16 protein-coding genes are annotated in these 22,069 nt (G+C 70.8%); 13 read left to right on the plus strand and 3 right to left on the minus strand.

Annotated features, from left to right (window positions below; translation table 11 throughout):
• Positions 1-13: 13 nt before the first annotated feature.
• The 4 genes from AC07PR_RS08525 (at position 14) to AC07PR_RS08540 (ending at position 3,963) form a co-directional block, all read left to right on the plus strand.
• A complete protein-coding gene (locus AC07PR_RS08525) occupies positions 14-2,065 on the plus strand; it encodes a M3 family metallopeptidase (RefSeq protein WP_495135016.1) in 2,052 nt (683 codons plus the stop codon).
• A gap of 254 nt (positions 2,066-2,319) precedes the next feature.
• Complete coding sequence (locus tag AC07PR_RS08530) at positions 2,320-2,595, plus strand: hypothetical protein (protein ID WP_377153520.1); 276 nt, start codon at positions 2,320-2,322, stop codon at positions 2,593-2,595.
• Between the two features lie 157 nt (positions 2,596-2,752).
• The gene (locus AC07PR_RS08535; protein WP_377153522.1) at positions 2,753-3,583 is read left to right on the plus strand and encodes an SDR family oxidoreductase; all 831 of its coding nucleotides are present in this window, start codon (positions 2,753-2,755) and stop codon (positions 3,581-3,583) included.
• Between the two features lie 71 nt (positions 3,584-3,654).
• Positions 3,655-3,963 carry a hypothetical protein gene (locus AC07PR_RS08540; RefSeq protein ID WP_377153524.1) on the plus strand — a complete coding sequence of 103 codons (309 nt, stop codon included), beginning with the start codon at positions 3,655-3,657 and terminating at the stop codon, positions 3,961-3,963.
• 132 nt (positions 3,964-4,095) lie between these two features.
• Here AC07PR_RS08540 and rsgA read toward each other — a convergent pair whose 3' ends face one another.
• Positions 4,096-5,013 (minus strand): ribosome small subunit-dependent GTPase A, encoded by a 918-nt coding sequence (gene rsgA, locus AC07PR_RS08545; protein WP_495135017.1) that lies wholly within the window; start codon positions 5,011-5,013, stop codon positions 4,096-4,098.
• Positions 5,010-6,320: a M48 family metallopeptidase gene (locus tag AC07PR_RS08550; protein WP_495135301.1), complete on the minus strand. Its 1,311-nt coding sequence runs from the start codon at positions 6,318-6,320 to the stop codon at positions 5,010-5,012. Before AC07PR_RS08550 ends, rsgA begins: the two co-directional genes overlap by 4 nt.
• A 112-nt stretch (positions 6,321-6,432) precedes the next feature.
• On the opposite strand from AC07PR_RS08550, the gene orn reads away from it, so the two are divergent.
• From orn to AC07PR_RS08565, 3 genes are all read left to right on the plus strand, one after another.
• Entirely contained in the window at positions 6,433-7,035 is a 603-nt protein-coding gene (gene orn, locus AC07PR_RS08555; RefSeq protein ID WP_431104412.1) for an oligoribonuclease, read from the plus strand.
• Positions 7,036-7,121: 86 nt separating this feature from the next.
• Positions 7,122-9,077, plus strand: a complete 1,956-nt coding sequence (locus tag AC07PR_RS08560) for a chorismate-binding protein (RefSeq protein WP_495135018.1) — start codon at positions 7,122-7,124, stop codon at positions 9,075-9,077.
• On the plus strand, positions 9,019-11,367 hold the full coding sequence (locus AC07PR_RS08565) for a hypothetical protein (RefSeq protein ID WP_495135019.1): 2,349 nt from the start codon (positions 9,019-9,021) through the stop codon (positions 11,365-11,367). The genes AC07PR_RS08560 and AC07PR_RS08565 overlap by 59 nt, the downstream gene beginning before the upstream one ends.
• Position 11,368: 1 nt before the next feature.
• Here AC07PR_RS08565 and AC07PR_RS08570 read toward each other — a convergent pair whose 3' ends face one another.
• The gene (locus tag AC07PR_RS08570; RefSeq protein WP_495135020.1) at positions 11,369-12,901 is read right to left on the minus strand and encodes an FAD-binding oxidoreductase; all 1,533 of its coding nucleotides are present in this window, start codon (positions 12,899-12,901) and stop codon (positions 11,369-11,371) included.
• A 637-nt stretch (positions 12,902-13,538) separates the two neighbouring features.
• Here AC07PR_RS08570 and AC07PR_RS08575 point away from each other — a divergent pair.
• The 6 genes from AC07PR_RS08575 (at position 13,539) to AC07PR_RS08600 (ending at position 22,061) form a co-directional block, all read left to right on the plus strand.
• Positions 13,539-15,503 carry a DEAD/DEAH box helicase gene (locus AC07PR_RS08575; protein WP_377153534.1) on the plus strand — a complete coding sequence of 655 codons (1,965 nt, stop codon included), beginning with the start codon at positions 13,539-13,541 and terminating at the stop codon, positions 15,501-15,503.
• Between the two features lie 34 nt (positions 15,504-15,537).
• On the plus strand, positions 15,538-16,290 hold the full coding sequence (locus AC07PR_RS08580; protein WP_495135021.1) for a DUF1294 domain-containing protein: 753 nt from the start codon (positions 15,538-15,540) through the stop codon (positions 16,288-16,290).
• Positions 16,290-16,808: a GNAT family N-acetyltransferase gene (locus AC07PR_RS08585; RefSeq protein WP_377153538.1), complete on the plus strand. Its 519-nt coding sequence runs from the start codon at positions 16,290-16,292 to the stop codon at positions 16,806-16,808. Before AC07PR_RS08580 ends, AC07PR_RS08585 begins: the two co-directional genes overlap by 1 nt.
• Positions 16,809-16,930: 122 nt before the next feature.
• Positions 16,931-18,532: a hypothetical protein gene (locus tag AC07PR_RS08590; protein ID WP_495135022.1), complete on the plus strand. Its 1,602-nt coding sequence runs from the start codon at positions 16,931-16,933 to the stop codon at positions 18,530-18,532.
• Positions 18,529-19,242, plus strand: coding sequence for a hypothetical protein (locus tag AC07PR_RS08595; protein WP_297529563.1), 714 nt, complete (start codon positions 18,529-18,531; stop codon positions 19,240-19,242). Before AC07PR_RS08590 ends, AC07PR_RS08595 begins: the two co-directional genes overlap by 4 nt.
• Positions 19,242-22,061: an ATP-binding protein gene (locus AC07PR_RS08600; RefSeq protein ID WP_377153542.1), complete on the plus strand. Its 2,820-nt coding sequence runs from the start codon at positions 19,242-19,244 to the stop codon at positions 22,059-22,061. Before AC07PR_RS08595 ends, AC07PR_RS08600 begins: the two co-directional genes overlap by 1 nt.
• The last annotated feature ends 8 nt before the right edge of the window (positions 22,062-22,069 follow it).

The raw sequence follows: 22,069 nt of genomic DNA on the forward strand, positions 1-22,069 counted from the left end.
AGGGGCAGACCCGATGAGCACCAATCCGCTGCTGTCCGCCTGGACCGGCCCGTACGGGCTGCCCCCGTTCGACGCGATCCGCGCCGAACACGTCGAACCCGCCTTCGACGCCGCGCTCGCCGCGCACCGCGCCGAGCTCGACGCGATCGCCACGAATCCGGCCGCGCCGGACTTCGACAACACGCTGGCCGCGCTCGATCGCGCGGGCCGCGCGCTGACGGCGCTGGAACATCTGTTCTCGACGCTGAGCGCCTCGGCCAGTTCGCCCGAGCTGCAGGCCGTGCAACGCCGCATGGCCGCGCCGCTGGCGGCGCACACCAACGCGATCTACCTGAACGCCGCGCTGTTCGAGCGCGTCGAGCGGCTGCATGAACAGCGCGCGTCGCTGGGCCTGCCGGCCGAGTCGCTGCGGCTGCTCGAACGCGTGCACTTGGACTTCGTCCGCGCCGGCGCCCGCCTGCAGGGTGAGGCGCGCGCGCGTTACGCCGCGATCATGGAGCGGCAGGCCGAACTCAACACCCGCTTCGCGCAGAACGTGCTCGCCGACGAAAGCGGCTACCAGCTGGTGCTGCGCGGCGAGGCCGAACTGGCCGGGCTGCCGGACTTCGTCCGCGCCGCCGCGCGGCAGGCCGCGCTGGAACGCGGGCAGGCGGAAGCGGGCGTGCACGTCGTGACGCTGTCGCGCTCGCTGATCGTGCCCTTCCTGACCTTCAGCGAACGCCGGGACCTGCGCGAGCAGGCCTGGCGCGCCTGGGTCGGCCGCGGCGAGATCCCTGGCGAGACCGACAACCGAGCGCTGGTGCGCGAGCTCCTCGCGCTGCGCCATGAGCAAGCCGCGCTGCACGGTCACCGCAGCTTCGCGGACTATGCGCTCGCCGACACGATGGCCGGCCGGCAGTCCGCCGTGCAAGGCCTGCTGGACCAGGTCTGGGAGCCGGCCAAGGCAGCCGCCGCGCGCGAGCGGGCGATGCTCGACGAGGTCCGTGCGCAACTCGGTCACGACCTGACGATCGAGGCCTGGGACTGGCGCTGGTACGCGGAGAAGGTCCGCCAGCAGCGCTTCCAGCTCGACGAGGCCGAGGTCAAGCCCTACTTCCCGCTGGACGCGATGGTGCAGGCGATGTTCGACTGCGCCTCGCGGCTCTACGGCCTGCGCTTCGTCGCGCAGCCGCAGGTCGCCGGCTACCACCCGGACGTGAAGGTCTACGAGGTGCAGCGGCCGGACGGCTCGCTGCGCGGGATCTTCGTCCAGGACAACTTCGCGCGTCCCACCAAGCGCAGCGGCGCCTGGATGAACGCGCTGCGTTGGCAGGCCCGCAATGGCATCGACGCGTTGCCCATCATCCTGAACAACAACAACTTCGCGAAGGGCGCGCCGGGCGAACCGACGCTGCTGTCCTTCGACGACGTGCGCACGCTGTTCCACGAGTTCGGCCATGGCTTGCACGGCCTGCTGTCGGACGTCGAGTTCGAGCGCCTGTCCGGCACGCAGGTGCTGCGCGACTTCGTCGAGCTGCCGTCGCAGCTGATGGAGCACTGGATGGCCGAGCCCGAGGTGCTCAAGCGGCACGCGCGCCATTACAAGACCGGCGAGCCGCTGCCCGATGCGTTGCTCGACCGCCTGAAGGCGGCCGCGACCTTCAACCAGGGCTACGAGACGGTGCGCTACTGCGCGTCGGCGCTGGTGGACCTCGCGCTCCACGGGCGCGAGCAGGCCGAGGCGCCGGATCCGGTCGCCTTCGAGCGCGAGACGCTGGAACGCCTGGGCCTGCCGCCGGCGATCGGCATGAACCACCGGTTGACGCACTTCCAGCACCTGTTCTCGGGCAGCTATTACGCCTCCGGCTACTACGTCTACCTGTGGGCGGAAGTGTTGGACTGCGACGCCTTCGAGGCCTTCGTCGAAGCCGGCGATCCGTTCGACGCGGCGACTGCGCAATCGGTGCTGGCCAACATCCTGTCGGTCGGCAACAGCCGCGAACCAGGCGCGACCTATCGTGCCTTCCGCGGCCGCGATGCGCGCGTGGAGCCGATGTTGAAGGGCAGGGGACTGATCCCCGCCTGATGCGCGTGCGCTGACATCACGCGGATACCGCGTGGATATCAGTCGGATATCAGGCGGTCATCCGACTGACGAGGGGCCCCGGAAGGGGCCCCTAGTTCATGGGGTAAACCCTTCCGACGGGTGTCATTCATCGCGCCCTGCCGCAGTTCATCGCCGGCTGGCACGGGTTGGTCGCAGCCGACTTTCGCTAGGGGTTAACCCCGGCAATCATTCGTCCCATGCCGCAAGAGCAACCCGCGGCCCCGGAGGACGAGATGAACACCATTCGCTGCTACGACCGATTCACGAACGTCAAGCGCGTCGCCGCGCTGATCGGCGTCGCGACCGGCATCGCCGCGGGCCTGCTGCTGGCGCTGCCCAGCCGCGCCGAAGAGCCGCAGCGACTGCCCACGGTGGTCATCAACGGCAAGTCGACCCAGACACTGGCCGCGCTGCGCGCTGCCGGCGACGTGCGGACGCTGCCGACGGTCGTCGTCACGTCCCGCCGCGCGGATCGTCCGATGGACGGCGAACAGGTGGCCGCGCGATGAGCGAACACGACGTCCTGTCCGGCATCCGCCTGTCGTGGCCGGCTCCGCTCCAAGGGGCGATGCAGGGCGTAACCCCAAGGGCGATAGCGGGCGCAGAGCGCGCCGCTGCTTCAGCGTCGCGTCAGCCGATTTCCCCCGTGCTCCCTATGATGGGGGGATGGACTCTGCCCACGCCGCCCTCGATTCCGTCGCTGCCGACGTGACCCCCTCGCCTGAGGTCGTCCCGCTGGCCGCGGCGACGCCCTCCAAGCTGCGATTCGCCGCCGTGACCGGCGCCGGGTCGGGCATCGGCCGCGCCGCCGCGCAGGCGCTGATGCAGGCCGGCTGGCAGGTGGCGCTGCTGGGCCGCCGCGACGAGATGCTGCGCGAGACCGCCGCGTTCGCCCCGGAGCGCGCACTCGTGCTGCCCACCGACGTCGCCGACGAGGCACAGGTCGCCGCCGCCTTCGACGCCATCGAACGCCGCTGGGGCCGGCTCGATTTCCTGTTCAACAACGCCGGTCGCGGCGCGCCCGCGTCGGACATCGACGAGCTCAGCATCGAGACCTGGCGCGCCGTCGTCGACATCAACCTGACCGGCAGCTTCCTGTGCGCCCGCGCCGCCTTCGGGCTGATGAAGCGGCAGTCGCCGCGCGGCGGACGCATCGTCAACAACGGCTCGATCTCGGCGCATGCGCCGCGGCCGGGGTCGATCGCCTACACCTCGACCAAACATGCCATCACCGGCCTGACGAAGACGCTGGCGTTGGACGGCCGCAAACATGACATCGCCGCGGGCCAGCTCGACATCGGCAACGCCGAGACCGACCTGACCGAGCGCTTCGTGCACGGCGTGCCGCAGGCGCACGGCGGCACGATGGTCGAACCGCGGATGGACGTCGCGCATGCCGCCAGCGCGCTGCTCTACATGGCGGAATTGCCGCTGTCGGCCAACGTGCCGTTCCTGACGGTCATGGCCACCAAGATGCCCTACATTGGTCGAGGATGATTTTTGGGGGATCCGGGGCGTGATGGCCCCGCGGACTTGAATCCGCGCGATCGCCCCGATCTGAAGGAACGATGAACGCTCTCTCCACGCTTTTCTCGATCGCCGCCCGCCTCGTGCTGGCGGTGGCTTCCATCGTGCTGTTCCTGGTGGTGCTCGCCGCCGGGCTGGTGATCTTCGGCGTCGTGCTGCTGTGGAGCCTGATCCGCGGCCGCAAGCCCACGCTGCACACGGCCACGTTCCGCCGCGCGGCCCAGTTCCGTTCGCAGGCGTTCCGACCAGGTGCGATGAACGGAATGAACGGCAGCCGTGCGCCGCAGGGCGAAGTGATCGACGCGGAAGTCCGCGAAGTCCCGAACAGCGATCCGCGACTGGAACGCTGACTGCGTGGGGCCGCTGGCCCTCACCCCTCCCTCTCCCGCAAGAGGAAGAGGGTGTCCGACCGAGCGCCACTCTTACTCCCTCTCCCGCTTGCGGGAGAGGGCAGGGGTGAGGGCCAGCGGCCGTCGCCCCGCTCAATACTTCGGCGGTGCGCTGAGCTCGTCCCAGAGCTCGTCGTAGATGCGGTAGCGCGAGGGGCTGATCTTGCCCGCCTCGACGGCGACCAGCACCGCGCAGCCCGGCTCGTGCCGATGGCTGCAGTTGTGGAAGCGGCACTCGCCCAGATACGGCTGGAAATCGGGCATGTAGCTGGCCAGGTCCGGCGCCGCGATCTGCCGCAGGCCGAATTCCTGGAAGCCCGGCGAGTCAAGCAGCGCGGCCTCTCGTGCCGCGTCCATCCAGTACCACTGCGTCGTGGTCGTCGTGTGGCGTCCTGAATTCAGCGCCTGCGAGATCTCGCCCACCTGAGCCTTCGCATCCGGCACCAGCAGGTTGATCAGTGTGCTCTTGCCGGTGCCGCTGGGGCCCAGCACCAGCGTCGCCTGGCCGTGCAGCAGCGGTCGCAGCGTGTCGCTCGCCTCGTCGGGACGGCCCTTGAAACTGAGCTCCAGCACGCGCTGGCCCATCGCCTTGTACGGGGCGAGGCGCTCGCGCGCCGCGTCCGCGCCGGGCAGGTCCGTCTTGTTCAGCACGATGTCGGCGGTGATGCCGGCGCTGCGTGCGGCGATCAGCGCGCGGGTGAGCTGCGACTCCGAGAACTGCGGGTCCACCGCCACCAGGATCAGCAGCCGGTCGAGGTTGGCCGCGAAGCTCTTGGTCTTCCACTCGTCCTGGCGGAACAGCAGGTTGCGGCGCGGGTCGACCTTCTCGATGACGCCCTCGTGATCGCTGCTGCGCTGCCAGCGCACGCGGTCGCCAACGACGCAATCGCTCTTCTTGCCGCGCGTCAGGCAGTGGATGCGCTGGCCGTCGGTGTCCTCGACGACGTAATGCCGGCCGTGCCCTCGCACCACCAGGCCGGTCTGGACGTCCTTGCCCGTGCTCGTGCTCATGCGGGTTGTCCCGTCGGCGTGGAGGGCATCGATGGCGTCACGAGCGAGGCGATCGCCGCCAGCCGCTCACTGGCCGGCGGATGCGAGTAGTAGAAGCGCGCGAACACCGGGTCCGGCGTCAGCGTGCCGGCGTTGTCCTCATGCAGCTTCAGCAGCGCGTTCGACAGATCGGCGCCGCTGGCCTGCGCGCAGGCGTAGGCGTCCGCCTCGAACTCGTGCTTGCGCGACCACAGCGACATCAGCGGCGTCAGGAAGAACGCGAACGGCGGCAGCGCCAGCATGATCAGCAGCAGCGCCAGCGCGTCGTTGGGCGCTTCCAGGCTGGGCCGCGCGCCCAGGCCCAGGTAGAAGCCCGCCTGCGCGCTGAGCCAGCCCAGCAGCGCGAAGCCGGCCAGGCTCAACGCGAACATCAGCACCATGCGCTGCGGCACGTGGCGGCGCTTGAAATGACCCAGCTCGTGCGCGAGCACAGCCTCGACCTCCGGCGGGTTCAGGCGTTCCAGCAGCGTGTCGAAGAAGACGACGCGCTTGGCCGCGCCCAGCCCGGTGAAATACGCATTGCCGTGCGCCGAGCGCCGGCTGCCGTCCATCACGAACAGGCCCTTGGCCGCGAAGCCGCAGCGTTGCATCAGCGTCTGGACGCGCTCGCGCAGCACGGCGTCCTCCAGCGGCTGGAACTTGTTGAACAGCGGCGCGATGACGGTGGGGTAGATCACCAGCATCAACAGGTTGAAGCCCATCCACGCGCCCCAGGCCCACAGCCACCAGCCGCGGCCGGCCTTGGCCATCAGCCACAGGATCAGCGCCGCGATCGGCAGGCCCAGCAGCGCGCCGACCGCCAGTCCCTTCACCCCGTCGACGAGGAACAGCTTGAGCGTCGTGCGGTTGAAGCCGAAGCGTTCTTCCAGCCGGAAGGTGTTGTAGATCGACCAGGGCAGGTCCAGCACGCCGGACAGCATGGCGAACGCGGCCAGCAGGCCGAGCTGGTAGCCCATGTCGCCGAGCTCGGGGCGCCACGACAGCATCCACTGGTTGAGCAGGTCCAGCCCGCCCAGCAGCGTCCAGCCCACCAGCAGCGCGGTGTCCCAGGCCAGGTGCAGCGTGCCGAAGCGGCCGCGGGCGACGGTGTAGTCGGCCGCCTTCTGATGCGCCGACAGCGGCACCGTCCCGACGAACGCGGAGGGCACTGCGCCGCGATGCCGCGCCACATGGCGCATCTGGCGCGAGGACAGCCAGAGCTTGACCAGGAAGGACAGCATCACCGCGGCGACGAAGGCCGCGGTCAGCATCAGCGGGGAGTGGCTCAGCGCCGAGGGCGACGGAGCGGCGGCGAGCGCCGCGGGAGAGATCTGCATGGACGCAAGTGTAGAGGGGCCCGACTCGGCGACAATCGCGCCCAACCTGAAGGACAAGAACCCCATGACCACCGACACCACCGTCGCCCCCGCCGCTGGCGCCGGCGCCAATCCCGTGCTGCCGCTCAACGACCAGAACCTGATCTGGATCGACCTGGAGATGACCGGCCTGTATCCGGACAAGGACCGCATCATCGAGATCGCCGTCGTCGTCACCGACGCCCAACTGACGGTGCGCGTCGAAGGCCCGGTCTTCGCGATCCACCAGTCCGACGCGATGCTGGACGGCATGGACGCCTGGAACAAGGGCACGCACGGCAAGAGCGGCCTGATCGACCGCGTCAAGGCGTCGACGATCGCCGAGGCCGATGCCGAGCAGCAGGTCATCGATTTCCTGAAGGCCTACATCCCGGCCGGCAAGTCGCCGATGTGCGGCAACTCGATCTGCCAGGACCGCCGCTTCCTGGCCAACTACATGCCCAAGCTGGAAGACTTCTTCCACTACCGCAACCTCGACGTGTCGACGCTCAAGGAGCTCGCCCGCCGCTGGAAGCCCGCCGCGATGGAGGGCTTCAAGAAGGCCCAGAAGCACACGGCCCTGGCCGACATCCACGAATCCATCGACGAACTGCTCCACTACCGCGAGCATTTCCTGAAGCTGGATTGAGTCCGGCTTCAGGCGTGCCCGCCGCTCCCGCTTCCGTCCCCCTCCCGCTGTTGACGAGGAACGCGCCCCCGCGCGACTGAGACACGATGGACACCCCGCGCCGCCCCCAGGACCTGTGGGCGGCCTTCGACTTTCCGCGTCATCCGCTGGCGCGCGAGGACGGCGAACGCCTGCGTGGCGCCTTCTTCGCGCCGCCGTCGGAGCGCCTGATCGCGCGCGATCCCGATCGCCTGCGCGCCGTGCTGCGGCTGGCGCATGCCGCGTCGCGCGCCGGGGCGTGGGTGCTGGGCGGCCTGCGCTATGAGGCGGCGGGCGCGCTCGACGCGGTGCTGCGCACGCGGCCGGCGGGCGAGGCGCCGCTGGCGGAATTCCACGTCTGGCATGAAGCGCCGGCGCCGTGGCCGGAAGACCTGGCGGCGGCTGGCGCATCCCGCGCGCATCCGATGACGGCGTGGCGCGACACGCAGGCCGAGACCGATGAGCAGGCGCAGGTCGAGCGCATCCGCGAGTACATCCGCGAGGGTGACTGCTACCAGGTCAACCTCACGACGCGGCTGAGCGCCGAGGCGCTCGACGGCTTCGACGAGGTCGCCCATTTCTTCGCGCTGCATGCGGCGCAGCCGGGCGGGTTCTCGATGTTCCTGCGGACCGGGACCGGCGCCGGTACTGAAGGCGACGGCGGTGCCGTGGCGAGCGTCTCGCCGGAACTCTTCTTCGACTGGCGTCCGCTGCCCGAGACGCCGCAGGCCAGCCACACCTGGCTGCTGTCGGCGCAGCCGATGAAGGGCACGGCGCCGCGCGGCCGCGACCGCGCCGGCGACGAGGCCGCGCAGGCCTACCTGCGCACCAGCGCCAAGGAACGCGCCGAGAACCTCATGATCGTCGACCTGCTGCGCAACGACCTGTCGCGCGTGGCGGTGCCGGGCTCGGTGCGTGTGCCGCGCCTGTTCGAGCTGCACGCGCTGCCGACGGTCTGGCAGATGACGTCGACGATCGGCGCGGTCACGCGCTCGGGCCTCGCGCTGGACGAGGTCATGACCGCGCTGTTCCCCTGCGGCTCGATCACCGGCGCGCCGAAGAAGCGGGCGATGGAGGTCATCGACGAGCTGGAGCCCGGCCCCCGCGGCTGGTACTGCGGCGCGCTCGGTCTGCTGCAGCCGGGCGGGGCGGTGACCTTCAACGTGCCGATCCGCACCGTCGAGCAGACGGGGCGTGCGCTGCGCTGCGGCGTGGGCAGCGGCATCACGCTGGACTCGCGGCCGGGGGACGAGATCGACGAGTGGCGCGCCAAGGCGCGCTTCCTGGCGCGTGCCCAGGCGCCCATCGAGGCGCTGGAAACGATGCGGATCGAGGACGGCGAGTTCGCCCGTGCCGGCCGGCACGTGGCGCGGATGCAGCGCACGGCGCGGCATTTCGGGCTGGCGTGGTCGGCGGACGCGGCGAAGGCGTGCCTCATCGACATCGCGCGGCGCCATCCGCGTGGCGCGTGGCGCGTCCGTCTGACGCTGGCCCGCGACGGCACATTCAATGACACGGTGCAGGCCCTGCCGGCACCGATGGCCCCGGCGGCACCGACGGACAAGGGCGAGCCACTCATGGTGGCGCTGGCCCGGACGCCGATCGACACGCGCGGTGCGGGGGCGGAATTCATCCAGCACAAGACGACGCGTCGCGAGGTGTACCAGGTCTTCCTGGACGCCAAACCGGCGGACTGCTTCGACGTGCTGCTGTTCAACCGGGATGGCGAGCTCACGGAGGGCTGCCTGACCAATCTCGCGCTGCAACAGGCGCCGGACGGGCCGTGGCTGACGCCGCGCGCCGCGGCCGGCCTGCTGCCCGGCACGCTGCGCGAGGAACTGCTGGAACAGGGCCGGCTGCGCGAGGCGCGGCTGACCCTGGACGATCTGCGGCGGGCGCATGCGCTCGCCATCTTCAACGGTGTCCGCGGCTGGCGTGAAGTGCGGCTGCGGCACGAGGATCCTCATGACGACGACTTCCCAACGACGCCGCCCCGCGGCGCGCAAGACCCGAGCGGTCAATGAAGCGGCCGCGCCGGTTGCGATCGACGCCGCCGTGGACACGGTGATCGAGCTCGCGCCCGAAGCGGTGGCCGAGGCGGTGCCGACCCCGGCGAGCGAAGCGCTCAAGCCCGCACGCAAGCGGCCTGCCCGCGCCAAGGCGATTGAAGCTGCTGCACCGGCGGTGTTGTCTGAGGTCGCTCCCGTGGCGACGGCAGAAGCCGCTGAAACGCCGGTCGTGATGGTGGCGGAGGCCGTCGTCGACGCCGATGCGCCAGCACCGAAGCGGCCGCCGCGCAAGCGCGGTGCCGCACCGAAGACCGCGGCGGTCGAGGAGCCCGCCGTCGCGGTCATGCTGGAGGCCGTCGAAGTCATGGCGGTCGCCGAGGCGCCAGCACCGCCGGCCGAGTCCGTTGCCGCCGACGATGCCGTTGCCCAGTCCGCCCCCGCCCGCAAGGGGCGCCGCAAGCCCAAGGCCGAGGCCGCCGTCGAGGAAGTTCCGGCGGAGCCGCCACGCTTCACGCTCGGCGCCCGCGAGGACGACGGCGTGTTCGGCGACTACGAACTGCGCGACGGCGAGACCGGCGGTACGTTCCGCCTGCGCCTGCTGGGTCGCCACACCTGGCGCTGCGATTGCGCTGGCTATCGGGATCAAGGCGCGTGCGAGCACGGCGGCCAGCTGCTGTCGCTGTTCGACGCGGACCAGCACGCGGCGCTCGATGCCGGCTGGCCGGCGCGCGAGGCCGAGGTCTGGCTCGTGCCTGGCGACGAGCGCGAGCTGCAGTGGGTCTGCGGCCGCGAGGTGCCGCAACGATTGCGCGAGCAGGCGGGACTGGACGTTCAACAACGCCGTCGTGCCGAGGGCGGCCACGCGTGGCTGCAGCAGGTGCTGAGCGATGCTCGCGCGCTGGGCGTCGTGCTGCGCGTCGATGCGCCGGTGTGGCCGCAACTGGCCTGCGGACGGGATGCGCAGGCGCGGGTGCAGCGCCTCGAAACCTTGATGGCCGACGGTGCCGCGATGCGCGCGCTGCTGCGCGACGAGCTGCCGACGCATGCGTGGGAGGCCGCGCTGTTTGCCGTCTGCGCGGGGCGTGCGTTGATCTCCGACGACCTCGGGCTGGGCCAGCGCGGCGCCGCCATCGCCGCGATCCAGCTGTGGGCGACGCTGTTCGGCGTGACGCCCGCTGTCGTCATCGCGCCGGAGTCCGCGCATGCCGCCTGGCAGCGCGACCTGAAGCGCTGGCTCGGCGACGACGCGAAGTCGGTGACGGTGGCCGCCGCGCCGCCCGCGAAGCCGCAGGCCGCGTTGCTGATCGTCGACGGCATCGAGTTGATGGGCGCGGATCGTCTGGCCGCGCTGCGCGCGCTGCCGGCCGCCCAGTTGCTGCTGATCGCGCACGAGGAGCCGCTGGGCGACGCGCGTCTGGGCGAGTGGGTCGACTGGCTCGACGACATGCGTCGCGGCCCGCTGTCCGATCTGCGGGTGCTGCCGGACGACGCCGGCAAGAAGGTCAGGCGCGACGCGCTGGAGCCGGTGTTGCTGTCGCGTCGCAAGCGCGAGCTGGACGAGCAATTGCCCGCCGCGTTGCTGACGCCGCTGTGGCTGGATGGGGCGGGATCCACAGGCGCCAGCCTGCCGGCCGCGCCGCTGAAGCAACTGCGTCAACTGGTCGAGCGCTGGACCGCGCTGCGCTTCCTGTCGAGCGCCGAGCAGCAGCAGTTGCTGGAGGCGCTCGCGCTGCTGCCGCCGGCCTCGCGCCAGGCGCTGGCGGCCAAGGCCGAGGCCATGCTTGCGTTGCGCCGCGAATGGATCCAGGCCGCCGCCGTGCCGGCCGCCGCGCGCTTGGTGATCTGCGCGCGCTCGGAGACGCTGCTCGACAGCCTCTCGATGTCGCCCCAGTTGCGCCGCCTGCCGCCGCAGCGCCTGCGCGCCGGTGATGCGACCGACGTCCGCGAGGCGGCGCTATCTGCCTGGCGCGGCGCCGAGGCCGGCGTGCTGCTGGCCAGCGATGACGCGCTCGGCAGCCTGGACGAGGGTGCGCTCGCTGGCGACCGCGTCGCGATCGTCCACGCGGACCTGCCCTGGCAGCCTGCCGTGCTGGCGCGCCGCATCCAGGCGGCCTGCGGTGAGGACGCCTGCGGCGTGCCGTCGGCGCTGCTGCTGATCGAGGACTCCCTCGACGCGGCCGTGCTGCGCGCGCAGCGCGACGGCGTCGTCTTCCCCGATTGGCTGGACACAGCACCCGCGTGGCTGGATGGCGATCAGCTCGATGGGCTGATGACGGTCCTTCCGACGCTGCTGGAAGGGCTGTGACTCACAGCGTCGCGAGCGAGGTCTTGAAGACACTCCCCGGGTCCACCGCGCGCTTCACCGCGCGCAGTCGTGCCACGTTGTCGCGGTAATAAGCGGAGGCCGGGTCGGTGATGGCCGCGTCGGGGTAGTTCACGTAGGCGCCGCCGGTGCTCCACGGTGCCATCGCTCCGCGCAGGCTGTGTGTCCATCGGGCATCGTCGTCGAGTTGGGCCGGCGTGCCGCTGCCCGCGAGCCCCTCCGTCAGGTATTGCGCGCTGAACAGCGCGTCGCGATGGGGGAACGCGGTCGCGTCCGTGGCCACTCGCGCGATCGCGCCGCCCATCAGGTCGAAGATCACCGTGCCGCCGCGCCCCGCGCGTCCGCGCGCCGTGAGCGCGTCCACCAACGTCTGCATCCCGGCCGCCGGCATCGGCTGCGCGAAGAAGTCGGAGCTTGCCGTCATCGCCACGCGCGGCATCACGCCGCCCGAGGCCTGCGAGGGCAGGTGGCACTGTGCCGCGGTCAGGTCGGCGCAGCGGTTCATCAGCAGCGTCGCCGCGCTGAGCACCTGCGCCGGGTCCTGCGCCGTCGGTGCGACAGGCGTGGCGGCGAGGAACCGGTCCCACTGCGTCCGGAGCGCCGCGGCCGTGTCGAAGGCCACGACGAAGACGGACAGCAGCAGATGCCCCACGCTGTCGACCGCGATCTGGCACTGCGACCACACCGAGTCCGGCAGCGTCGCGCACCAGGCCTGCCAGGCCAGGGCCACGCCGGCGTGGTCGCCCGAGACGAACTGTCCCCAGCAGGTGTTGAACGCGGGCAGCGCCTGCGTCTGGAAGCGCAGTTCCGTGACGATCCCGAAGTTGCCGCCACCACCGCCGCGCAAGGCCCAGAAGAGGTCGACGTTGCGCGTCGCATCGCAGGTGAGCGATTGACCATCGGCGCCGACGACCGTCGCCCCGAGGAGCGCATCGCAGGTCAGGCCGTGGGCGCGCTGGAAGAAGCCGAAGCCGCCGCCCATCGTGATGCCGCTGATGCCGACGGTGGGGCAACTGCCGGAGGGCAGCAGCCGCGGCTGCGGCAACGCGAGCAGGGCGCGGTACACGTCGGCGAGCTTGGCGCCGGCGCCGACGACGGCGATGTCGCCGTCCATGCGGACGCTGTCCATCGGGCCGGTATCGATCACCAGCCCGGTGCCGGTCGACGCGGCCAGGTAGCTGTGTCCGCCGCTGCGCGTGGCGAATGCGACCTTGTTGGACAGCGCGAAGTTCAGGGCGGCCACGACGTCCTCGGCCCCCGCGCATCGGGCCAGGGCCTGGGGCATCACGCCGTCGAAGCGCGCGTTGGCCGGCCGCCGGAAGGCGTCGAAATCCGCCTGGCCAGCCACGAGCAACTGACCCTTCATCTGCCGGGCCAGTGCGGCGTAGGGGCCGACATCGGGTGGGGGAGGTGGAACGACCGGGGTGCCGGCGTCGCCTCCGCCGCCCCCGCATCCGGTGAGCCATGATCCGGCGAGCGCTCCAACGCCCGCGCCCAGCAGTGCGCGACGATCCATGCACGGTCTCCCTGAACAGGTCTGCGGACCTTCAAATCTTCCCTGGAGATGAAGTCCAATGTGAGACCAGTGTAGGACCGAAGAAAGTCCAATATGCCTCATCCCTCATCGGGGCGTACCCCAGATCGCGGGAGGTGGCGGGACGGTGGACGCGCGAATCCTCCGCACGATGGCCCCCCAAGGCGGGCTGCAACGATGCGCTAGGTGAAAACCCCGAACGCTGTTATAGTCGTGGGCTTCACCGCTTCTGGCGGTGCTTCGTACGTCTCCTCTGACCTCTTGCAGACCGCTGCGTCGGGCATCCGAATGGACTCCCACGCAGGCTCCGGCTCTCCGCCGAAGCTGTTTCCCGCCACGGGGAGCGCGCACTGCATGCCCTCGGGTTCGGTCGGCGGCGATGCCGTCGCTTTGACTGTTCCCCGGCGCCTCACCAGGCCCTTCATGCCGACCACGGCGGTTGCTCTGCAATCGCGCCGCGCATGTGTCTTTCTTTCCTGGTGATCGACGCGAGCTTTCTCCCAGCGACATCACGGTTCTGCCGCGATCACATCGATCTTGCGCGGCGACCAGGCGCTCCGGCGCGGACTCCGTTTCGACGGCGTCGGCCCGGCTGTGCACCTTTGGATTGCAAAGACAAATGAGTTTCGACCACGACAAGAACACCGCCGCCGACACCCTGGACACGAACGAGGCGCTGGACAGCGGACTCGAGCAGGTGATCGAGGCCGGCGAACTCGGCGCCGACGCCGAGACCACCGGCACGCCGTTCTCGGCCCTGGGCCTGCACGACGCGCTGCTGCGCGCCGTCAAGGATTCCGGCTACGAGAACACCACCGAAGTGCAGGCGCAGGCGATCCCGCCGGCGCTCGACGGCAAGGACCTGATGGTCTCGTCGCGCACCGGTTCGGGCAAGACCGCCTCGTTCATCCTGCCCGCGCTGCAGCAGGTGCTGACCGCCCGCGCCGAACGCGCCGCCACCAACAACAAGACCCGGACCGTCGGCCCGCGCGTGCTCGTGCTGGCTCCGACCCGTGAACTGGCGATGCAGGTCGCCAAGTCCGCGATGACCTACGGCCGCCACATCCAGGGCCTGCGCGTCGCCACCGTGCTGGGCGGCATGCCCTACGCGCAGCAGCTGCGCGCGCTGAGCGGCCCGCTGGACGTCCTGATCGCCACCCCGGGCCGTCTGCTGGACCACATCAACAGCGGCCGCTGCAAGCTGGACAACGTGACGATGTTCGTCCTCGACGAAGCCGACCGCATGCTGGACATGGGCTTCATCGACGACATCAACTTCGTCGCCCAGCAGATTCCGGCCGAACGCCAGACGCTGATGTACAGCGCGACCTTTGCCGGCAACACCGGCCGCCTGGCCTCGCAGCTGATGAAGGACCCGCAGCGCATCGACGTCTCGGGCCACACCGACTCGCACGAGAACATCGAGCAGCGCCTGCACTGGGCCGACAACGGCCAGCACAAGCGCAAGCTGCTGGAACACATCCTGGGCCTGCGCGACGTCGACCAGGCCGTGGTGTTCACCAGCACCCAGCAGGACACCGAGTGGCTGGCCGAACAGCTGGAGGCCATCGGCCACCGCGTCGCCGCGCTGCACGGCGGCATGCCGCAGGGCAAGCGCACCCGCACGCTGATGGCGCTGCGCCGTCGCGACCTGCGCGTGCTGGTCGCCACCGACGTGGCCGCCCGCGGCATCGACGTGCCGACGATCTCGCACGTCATCAACTTCGGCCTGCCGATGAAGGCGGAGGACTATGTCCACCGCATCGGCCGTACCGGCCGCGCCGGCCGCTCCGGCCTCGCGGTGACGCTGGCCGAGCGTGGTGACATCTCGATGATCAAGCGCATCCAGCAGTTCACGACGCAACAGATCCCGGTCTCGCGCATCGAGGGCCTGGAGCCGCGTAACGAAGATCCGAAGATCTACCCGGCGCGCCCGGGTTTCGACCGCGGTGATCGCGGCGGCGACCGTGGCGGTTTCGGCGGCAATCGCGGCGGCTACGGTGGCAACCGTGGCGGCTTCGGCGGCAACCGTCCGCAAGGCGGTGGCTATCGTGGCGGCGACAACCGCTTCGACAACAGCGCGCGCTTCGAGCGTCCGGAAGGCCAAGGCCGTCCGCCGTTCGGCGAGCGTCGTGAAGGCGGTCAGGGTGGCCCCGGTGGTTTCGGTGGCGGCCAACGCTTCGAGCACCGCAACGAGCGCCCGCAAGGTGACCGCCCGTTCGGCGATCGTCCGCAAGGCGACCGTCCGCGTTTCGGTGATCGTCCGCAAGGCGGTCAAGGCTTCGGCGGCGCGCCGCGCAGCTATGGCGACCGTCCGCAGCGTGACTTCGGCGGCCCGCGCGAAGGCGGCAACGGCGGTGGTTTCGACCAGCGTCGTCCGGACCCGCGCTTCGACCGTTCGGCCGAGAACAACGACCGCTACGCACCGCGTGCCGAGCGTCCGGCCTTCAACAAGGGCGACGACAACCGCTTCGAAGGTCGTCCGGCCAAGCCGGCGTTCAGCAAGGGCCCGCGTCCGCAAGGTGGCGACGATCGCGGCGAGCGCGGTGGTTTCGTGCCGCGCAAGGGTCCGCGCAAGTTCTGAGCCTCACGGCTCGGCTGACGAGGGGCGCTGAGGGATGCGCGTCGAGGGTCGGATCGTCCAGTGGGACGACGCGAAGGGCTACGGCTTCATCGCGCCGTCCGACGGCGGGCCGAAACGCTTCGCGCACATCAGTGCCTTCGGCATGCGCGCCCGCCGACCCTTCGTCGGCGAACGCGTCGACTACGAGCCTGGATCCGATGCGCAGGGCAAGCCCCGCGCGCTGAAGGTCCGGAGCCTCGAGCCCAAGCCGGCGCCCGCCGGCCCCGCGCCCCGGCGTGGTCCGTCGTCCGGCTCTGCCGACGCGACCCGCGCTGGCGCGCGATCCAGGCCCGCGCCGTCCGCGCGCGGTGCTTCCGCTGCTTCCTCCCCCAAGACCTCGGCCGACACCGGTGCCTCGCTGTGGCTGGTGCCAGGCTTTGCCTCGCTGGTGCTGTTGACGCACCTGGCGTGGCCGTTGCCGCGCGGCTTGTGGGGCGTGTACGTCGCGATGAGCTTCGCGACCTTCATCGTCTACGCGCTGGACAAGCGTGCGGCGCGACTGGGCCAATGGCGCGTCAAGGAATCGACGCTGCATGTGCTCGCGCTGCTGTGCGGCTGGCCCGGCGCGTTGCTGGCACAGCACTTGCTGCGGCACAAGAGCGCCAAGCCGGTTTTCCGGCGGGTGTTCTGGTTGAGCGTCGCGCTCAACATCCTGGCCTTCGTCTGTCTTTTTACGCCGCTGCTGACGCCGTTCTTCTCCGGGATCTCCGACCACTGGAACGCGCGATCGGCCGGCTCATTCGTTTGATGCTGCAGTTGAAAGTGATTGGCACCGAGGACGTCCCGCACGTGCTCGCGTTGCAGGCCCAGTGCTACGGGCCCGAGTTCCTGGAAAGCGCCGAGGCCTTCGAGGCCAAGCTGAACGCGGCGCGCCATCTCCACTGTTCCTACCTGGCCGTCGAGGCCGGCGAGCCGCTGGCCTATGTCGTCAGCCTGCCGGTCGACGATGGGCAGCTGCCGGCGCTCGACGCGCCGTCGATCACGCCGGCGCGCGCACCGCGCACGCTGTACCTGCACGACCTCGCGGTCTCGCCGGCGGGGCGCGCGAAGCGCCTGGGCCACAAGCTGGTGCAGCAGGTGGTGCATCGCGCCCAGGACATGGGCCTGACGCAGGTCGCGCTGGTGGCGGTGCAGGGCTCGCGCGCCTACTGGGAGCGCCACGGTTTCTCCGACGCCGAGGCGCCGCTGAGCGCCGCGCTGACCGAGAAACTCGCCAGCTTCGGCTCCGGGGCAACCCTGATGCGCAGGTCCCTGACACCCGTGTGATGGGTGGAGGGGCGATGGCGGGCCGAGCGCCGGGCCGCCCTAAGCCGGCCCGCGCCCCCTCGGGGGGCGGGACCGAACGTCCCGCAGGGACGGGCGGTCCGGGGGCGCCATAATCCGCCCCTATGACAGTGACCCCGGGAGGCGTGGACGACGTGCTGCGCGACGATCTCCCCGAACCCTCATTCGAAGACCATTTCCGCGAAGGTCAGCTCCCGCAGGATTCGCTCCTGTGGTGGCAGCTGGAACGCAACGAGGCCCTGCTGGGCGCGCAGCGCGCGCTGTTCCACGGCCCGGCCACGCTGGTGCGGCTGCGCGTCTGGGTGTTCATCGAGCTGATGAGCCTGCCGCATTCGCGGCTCTCCCGCGACGACCTGAACCGCCACTTCCACGTGCTGCGCGACGAGGCGCTGGAGCTCGTGCTCAAGCGCCTGCGCGACGCGCAGTTGCTGGCCTGGGACGCGTCCAACCAGCAGTACGGCGTGACGCCGCTCGCGCAGCAGCTGATGGCGATGGTGTCGCCGCTGACGCAGGGGCAGGCCGCGGACGAGGACGGCGACCTGGCCGGCCTGCTGGCCAACGTGGCCGGCGCGCAGCAGCTCGGCACGCTGGAGCCGGCGCAGCTGCAGCATCTGCTGGCGCAGCTCTCGCGGCTCTACAACGAATTCGCCGACGCGATCGCGTCCGGTTCCGAGTTCCACCTGCGCCGCGCGCGCATGCGCTTCGAGCGCGCGCTCAAGCTGGTCGAGCGGGCCAGCGAGGCGCTGTCCGCGATCATCCGCCAGGCGGAGGACGACGGGAACGCGCGGCTCGAGCGGCTTGCGCGCGAGCTGGGCCTGGCGCAGGCGCGGCTGCTCGCGATGGCGAGCCAGTTCAACCGCGCGCTGCAGCAGGCCGACCGCCAGCGCGTCACGCTCGGCTCCACCGGCATCACGACGACCGATGTGCGGCGCTGGCTGCAGGAGGTCCCGTTCCTCGAGAACCTCGCGCTGGGCGCGCTGTCGCGGCCCGTCCATCCGGTCTTCGTCGCGCAGCATGAGCTGCTGGACGGCTGCGAGGCCGAGTTCGAACGCGACCGCCCGGTGCCGCCGACACCGGAGCCGCTGCCGACCGGCCTGGCCGCGCCGCAGGGCGAGCTCGCCGTCATGAGTCTGCCGCCCGAGATGAACCAGCTGCAGGCGCTGCTGGGCCTGTGGACCGGCGACAGCGTGCAGATGAACGACCTGCGGCCGGCGGTGCTCGGCGGCAGCTATGCGCGCGCAGCCTACCGCGCGCAGCTGCTGCCGCTGCTCGGCGACGTGCAGGCACAGCATCTGGCCGGCGCGACCGGCGACATGGCGCGCCAGCCGTGGCGTGTGCGCTGGTCCGCGCAGCAGGGCGAGATCGACGACGAGCACGTCCGCTGGATGAGCCTGGGCGTGCTGCACTCGACCGAGGTCGAGCCGCCCGTCGAGCCTGAACCCGAACCCAAGTGGCGCCCGCCCGAGCCGCCCGCGCCCAAGCGCGGCCGCCGCAAGGCCGCCGCCGGGGCCGCCGCCGGGGCCGCCGACACGTCCTCGGACGCGGGCGCGCAAGCCCTGACCCCCGATGCCGCCGCCGACACGGCCGCGGCGATGCCCGATTCCCCCGCATCGATCGCCGACACGACGCCGTCTCCGGACGCGCCGAGTGCGATCGACGTCGATGCCGACACCCCTTCCCAGGCCTCCCAGGCTTCCCAGGCATGAGCAATCAACTCGACGACGCCGCCCAACTGGCGGCTCAACTGCTGGCGCGCCGCTGGCTGCCGCGGAACCAGCCGCTGGTGCGCCGCGCGCTGATCGACCAGGAACTCTGGCGCGCGGTCAACGAGCGCGTCGCCGCCGTCGGCCTGCGCGTCGTGGACAACGTCTACGCGGACCACATCACGCTGGCGATGCTGCGCCCGGCCGAGGTCGCCGTGTTCGGCGAGACCGGCCTGGCGTCCAACAACAACCTCGACCTGCCGCGCGACGGCGTCGCGCTGCTGGTGGTCGTGTGGGCGCTGATCGTGCTGCCCAAGCGCCAGCGCCAGCTCTCGCGCGCCGAGGAGGCCGCCGAAGGGCAGGGCGAGATGTTCTCCAAGGACAAGCCGCTGCCCAGCGCCGCGAGCAGCGCGCCGACGCTCTCCTATCGCAGCCTGCTGGCCGACTTCGGCAACCAGCTGGGCAAGAAGATGCGGCTCGATTCCAACCTCAAGCTGCTCGAGCGCCAGGGCTTCATCACCCGCAAGGGCGAGGACATCTGCGAAGGCCCGCTGCTGGACCTGCTGCTCGACTACGACACGCTGGCCCCGCGCATCCTGGACGGCGCGCTGGCCGACGTGCTCGCGCGCAGCACGGACGCCGAGTCCGGCCCGATGCTCACCGCCATCCTGGCCGCCCGCCACAACGAAGAATCCGATCTGAGCGACGCCTGATGTTTCACCTGCAATCCCTGGAACTGCTGCACTGGGACTACTGCCGCCGCGTCTCGATGCCGCTGGACGGCAACATCATCACCATCGCCGGGCCGAACGGCTCGGGCAAGACGACGCTGCTCGACGCGATGCGGACGCTGTTGGGGCTGGAGTGCTCCGGCGGCCGGACCTACAAGACCTACGCCCGCCACGCCAACGCCGAGCACGCCTGGCTGCGCGCGCTGGTGGACAACCGGCCGCGCAACCGCCAGAACAGCAGCCGCCCGTTCGCGAGCTCGCTGCTGTACTCGGACCAGGTGACGCTGGCCTGCCGCATCTCGCGCCAGGGCGGCGACTGGGTGCGCCGCTACACGCTGGTCGACGGCGTGCAGGAGATCGAGGAGCTCGACACCCGCGCCGACAAGGACTGGCTGGGCATCGAGGCCTGGAAGAAGCGCCTGGAGGCCGCCGGGCTGACGCGCGCGATCGGCCGCGTGCTCGCGCTGGAGCAGGGCCAGACGGACCGCCTCTGCGAGCTGTCGTCCAAGGAGCTGCTGCGACTGGTGTTCGAGGTCTTCGGCGACCAGGAAGTGCTGGACCGCTACGAGCTCGCGCGCAACCACCAGCAGCAGCTGCTCAAGGAAGTCGACCAGTCGACGCATGAGCTGTCGCATGCCCAGGCGCAGTTGTCGGACCTGGCCAACCGCGTCAACAGCTACCAGCAGTACCAGCTGCGGCTGAAGGAGCGCGAGCGGCTCGCAACCGAGGTCGTGCCCGTGATGCAGTGGAGCGAGCAGCGCCAGCGCACCGCGCAGCAGCTGCGCGAGCTGCACCGTCAGCGCCTCTTCGCCCGCTCCGACGAGCGCGGCATCAGCGACAAGCGCGCGCATCTGCTGGCGCTGTTCAAGGCGCAGGAGGCGGCCAAGGACAAGCTGGCCGACCTGGAGCAGCAGCGCAAGGAAGCGCGCCAGGCCTTCGAGGCGGCGCGCGACGGCGAGCGGCCGATGGAGCAGCTCGCCAAGCGCGAGGAGGACCTGAAGGCGCTTGCCGCCGTCGAGACCGACGGCGCGGCGCTGACGGCGAAGCTGGAGGAGCTCGGCACGCGCCAGCACCAGCTGCGCGAGAGCTTCACGCGCCAGAACGACCAGCAGCGCAAGGCGCAGGCGGCGATGGACGAACTGACCGGGCAGCGGCTCCCGCCGCCGCCGGTCGAGGTCACGCGTTTCCGCAAGGCGCTGGACGAGGCCGGCATCGCGCACCACGTGCTGGCCGACGCGATCGACATCGCCGACGACCAGTGGCGCGCCGCCGCCGAAGGTTTCCTGCGGCCCTCGCGCTGGGTCGTGGTGCTCGCGCATGCGAGCGACGAGGGCCAGGCCTACCGCCTCGCGTCGCGCGAGCGCTATCGGCACTACGTCGTCGCCGACGGCGAGTTCGCGCCGACGGTGAGCCCGAAGGACAGCCTGTTGTCCGTGCTCAAGTTCAACGCGAAGGCGCCCGGCTGGCTGCTGCGGCAGCTGGCGTCGATCCGCTGCGTCGCGGACACCGACAAGGGCGCGCAGTCCGGCGGCGAGTGGATCACGCCGGAGGCCTACTACCGCGACGGCCGCGGCGGCCGCAGCCTGTGGGTCGAGCCGCGCGAGTACCAGTTCGGCGACTCCGCGCTGGACACGCGTCGGGCCTCGCTGGACAAGGAGCTGACGCGCTACGACCTGGAGCTGTCCAAGCTCGCCAAGGAGCAGCTCGAGATCGAGCGCCAGCTCAAGGACGCGCAACGCGCGGCGCAAGGCCACAAGGCGGCGCAGGAGCTCGTGGAGCGCTCCGAGGAATTCGCCGAGGCGCGTGCGCGCCTGCCCGGCCTGCGCCAGTCGCGGATCGAGGCGGCGACGCGCATGGGCGCGCTCGACCAGGAGCACGACCGCACGGTGGCCGCGGCGACGCGCACCGAGCGCGACTACGAAGCCGCGCAGGCCAGCCTGAAGGCCAGCGAGGACAACGTGTCGCGCGCCGAGCGCGACTGGGCGTCCCGGCGCGACGACCTGATCGCGACGGCGAAGGCGTCGCGCGAGGCCCGGGCGAAGTTCCCCGCGATCTGGGTGCACCCGATGCGCCTGAACGCCTTGCGCGATGAATTCGAGAACGCCAAGCAGGCGGAGATCGCGTCGCGCCATGTGCAGCAGGAGCTGGATACCGGCGTGTGGGAAACCGATGCCGGCGTGCAGGAACGCCATGCGCGGATGCAGATGGCGGTGCTGGAGCAGACCACGCAGCTCGACGACCGCCGCGCGAGCAACGAGATGGCGCGCATCGCCGCGTTCAACGCGCGCGAGCGCTACATCGACGTGCTGCGCGCGACGGTGCGGCGCTACAAGAAGAACGTGCAGGAGCTGGGCGAGCTTGCCGGCGTGCATGCGCAGGCCGAGCTGCCGCACCTCGACAACGACGACACGGTGCTGGCGCAGGCCGGGCTGCACGTGAAGTTCAACTTCGACGGCAAGGGCGAGGTGGGCATGAACGACGGCGAGGCCTCGGGCGGGCAGCAGGTCCTCAAGAGCCTGATCCTGCTGGTGGGCCTGATGAAGGACGACGACGCGCCCGGCGGCTTCGTCTTCATCGACGAGCCCTTCGCCCACCTGGACGTGCGCAACATCCAGCTGGTCGGCCACTTCCTGAAGAGCACGCGGGCGCAGTACCTGCTGACGACGCCGATCACGCACAACGTCGAGGTCTTCGAGCCGTCGGAGATCACGCTGGTCACGAGCAAGAAGCCCCGCGGCGAGCGTTGGGCGCCCCCGATCGCGGTGCTGGCGCGACGGCCGGAGAAGTCGGTCTACGGCTGATCCATCGG

The organism is Roseateles sp. GW821-FHT09H11 (genome assembly GCF_059415845.1).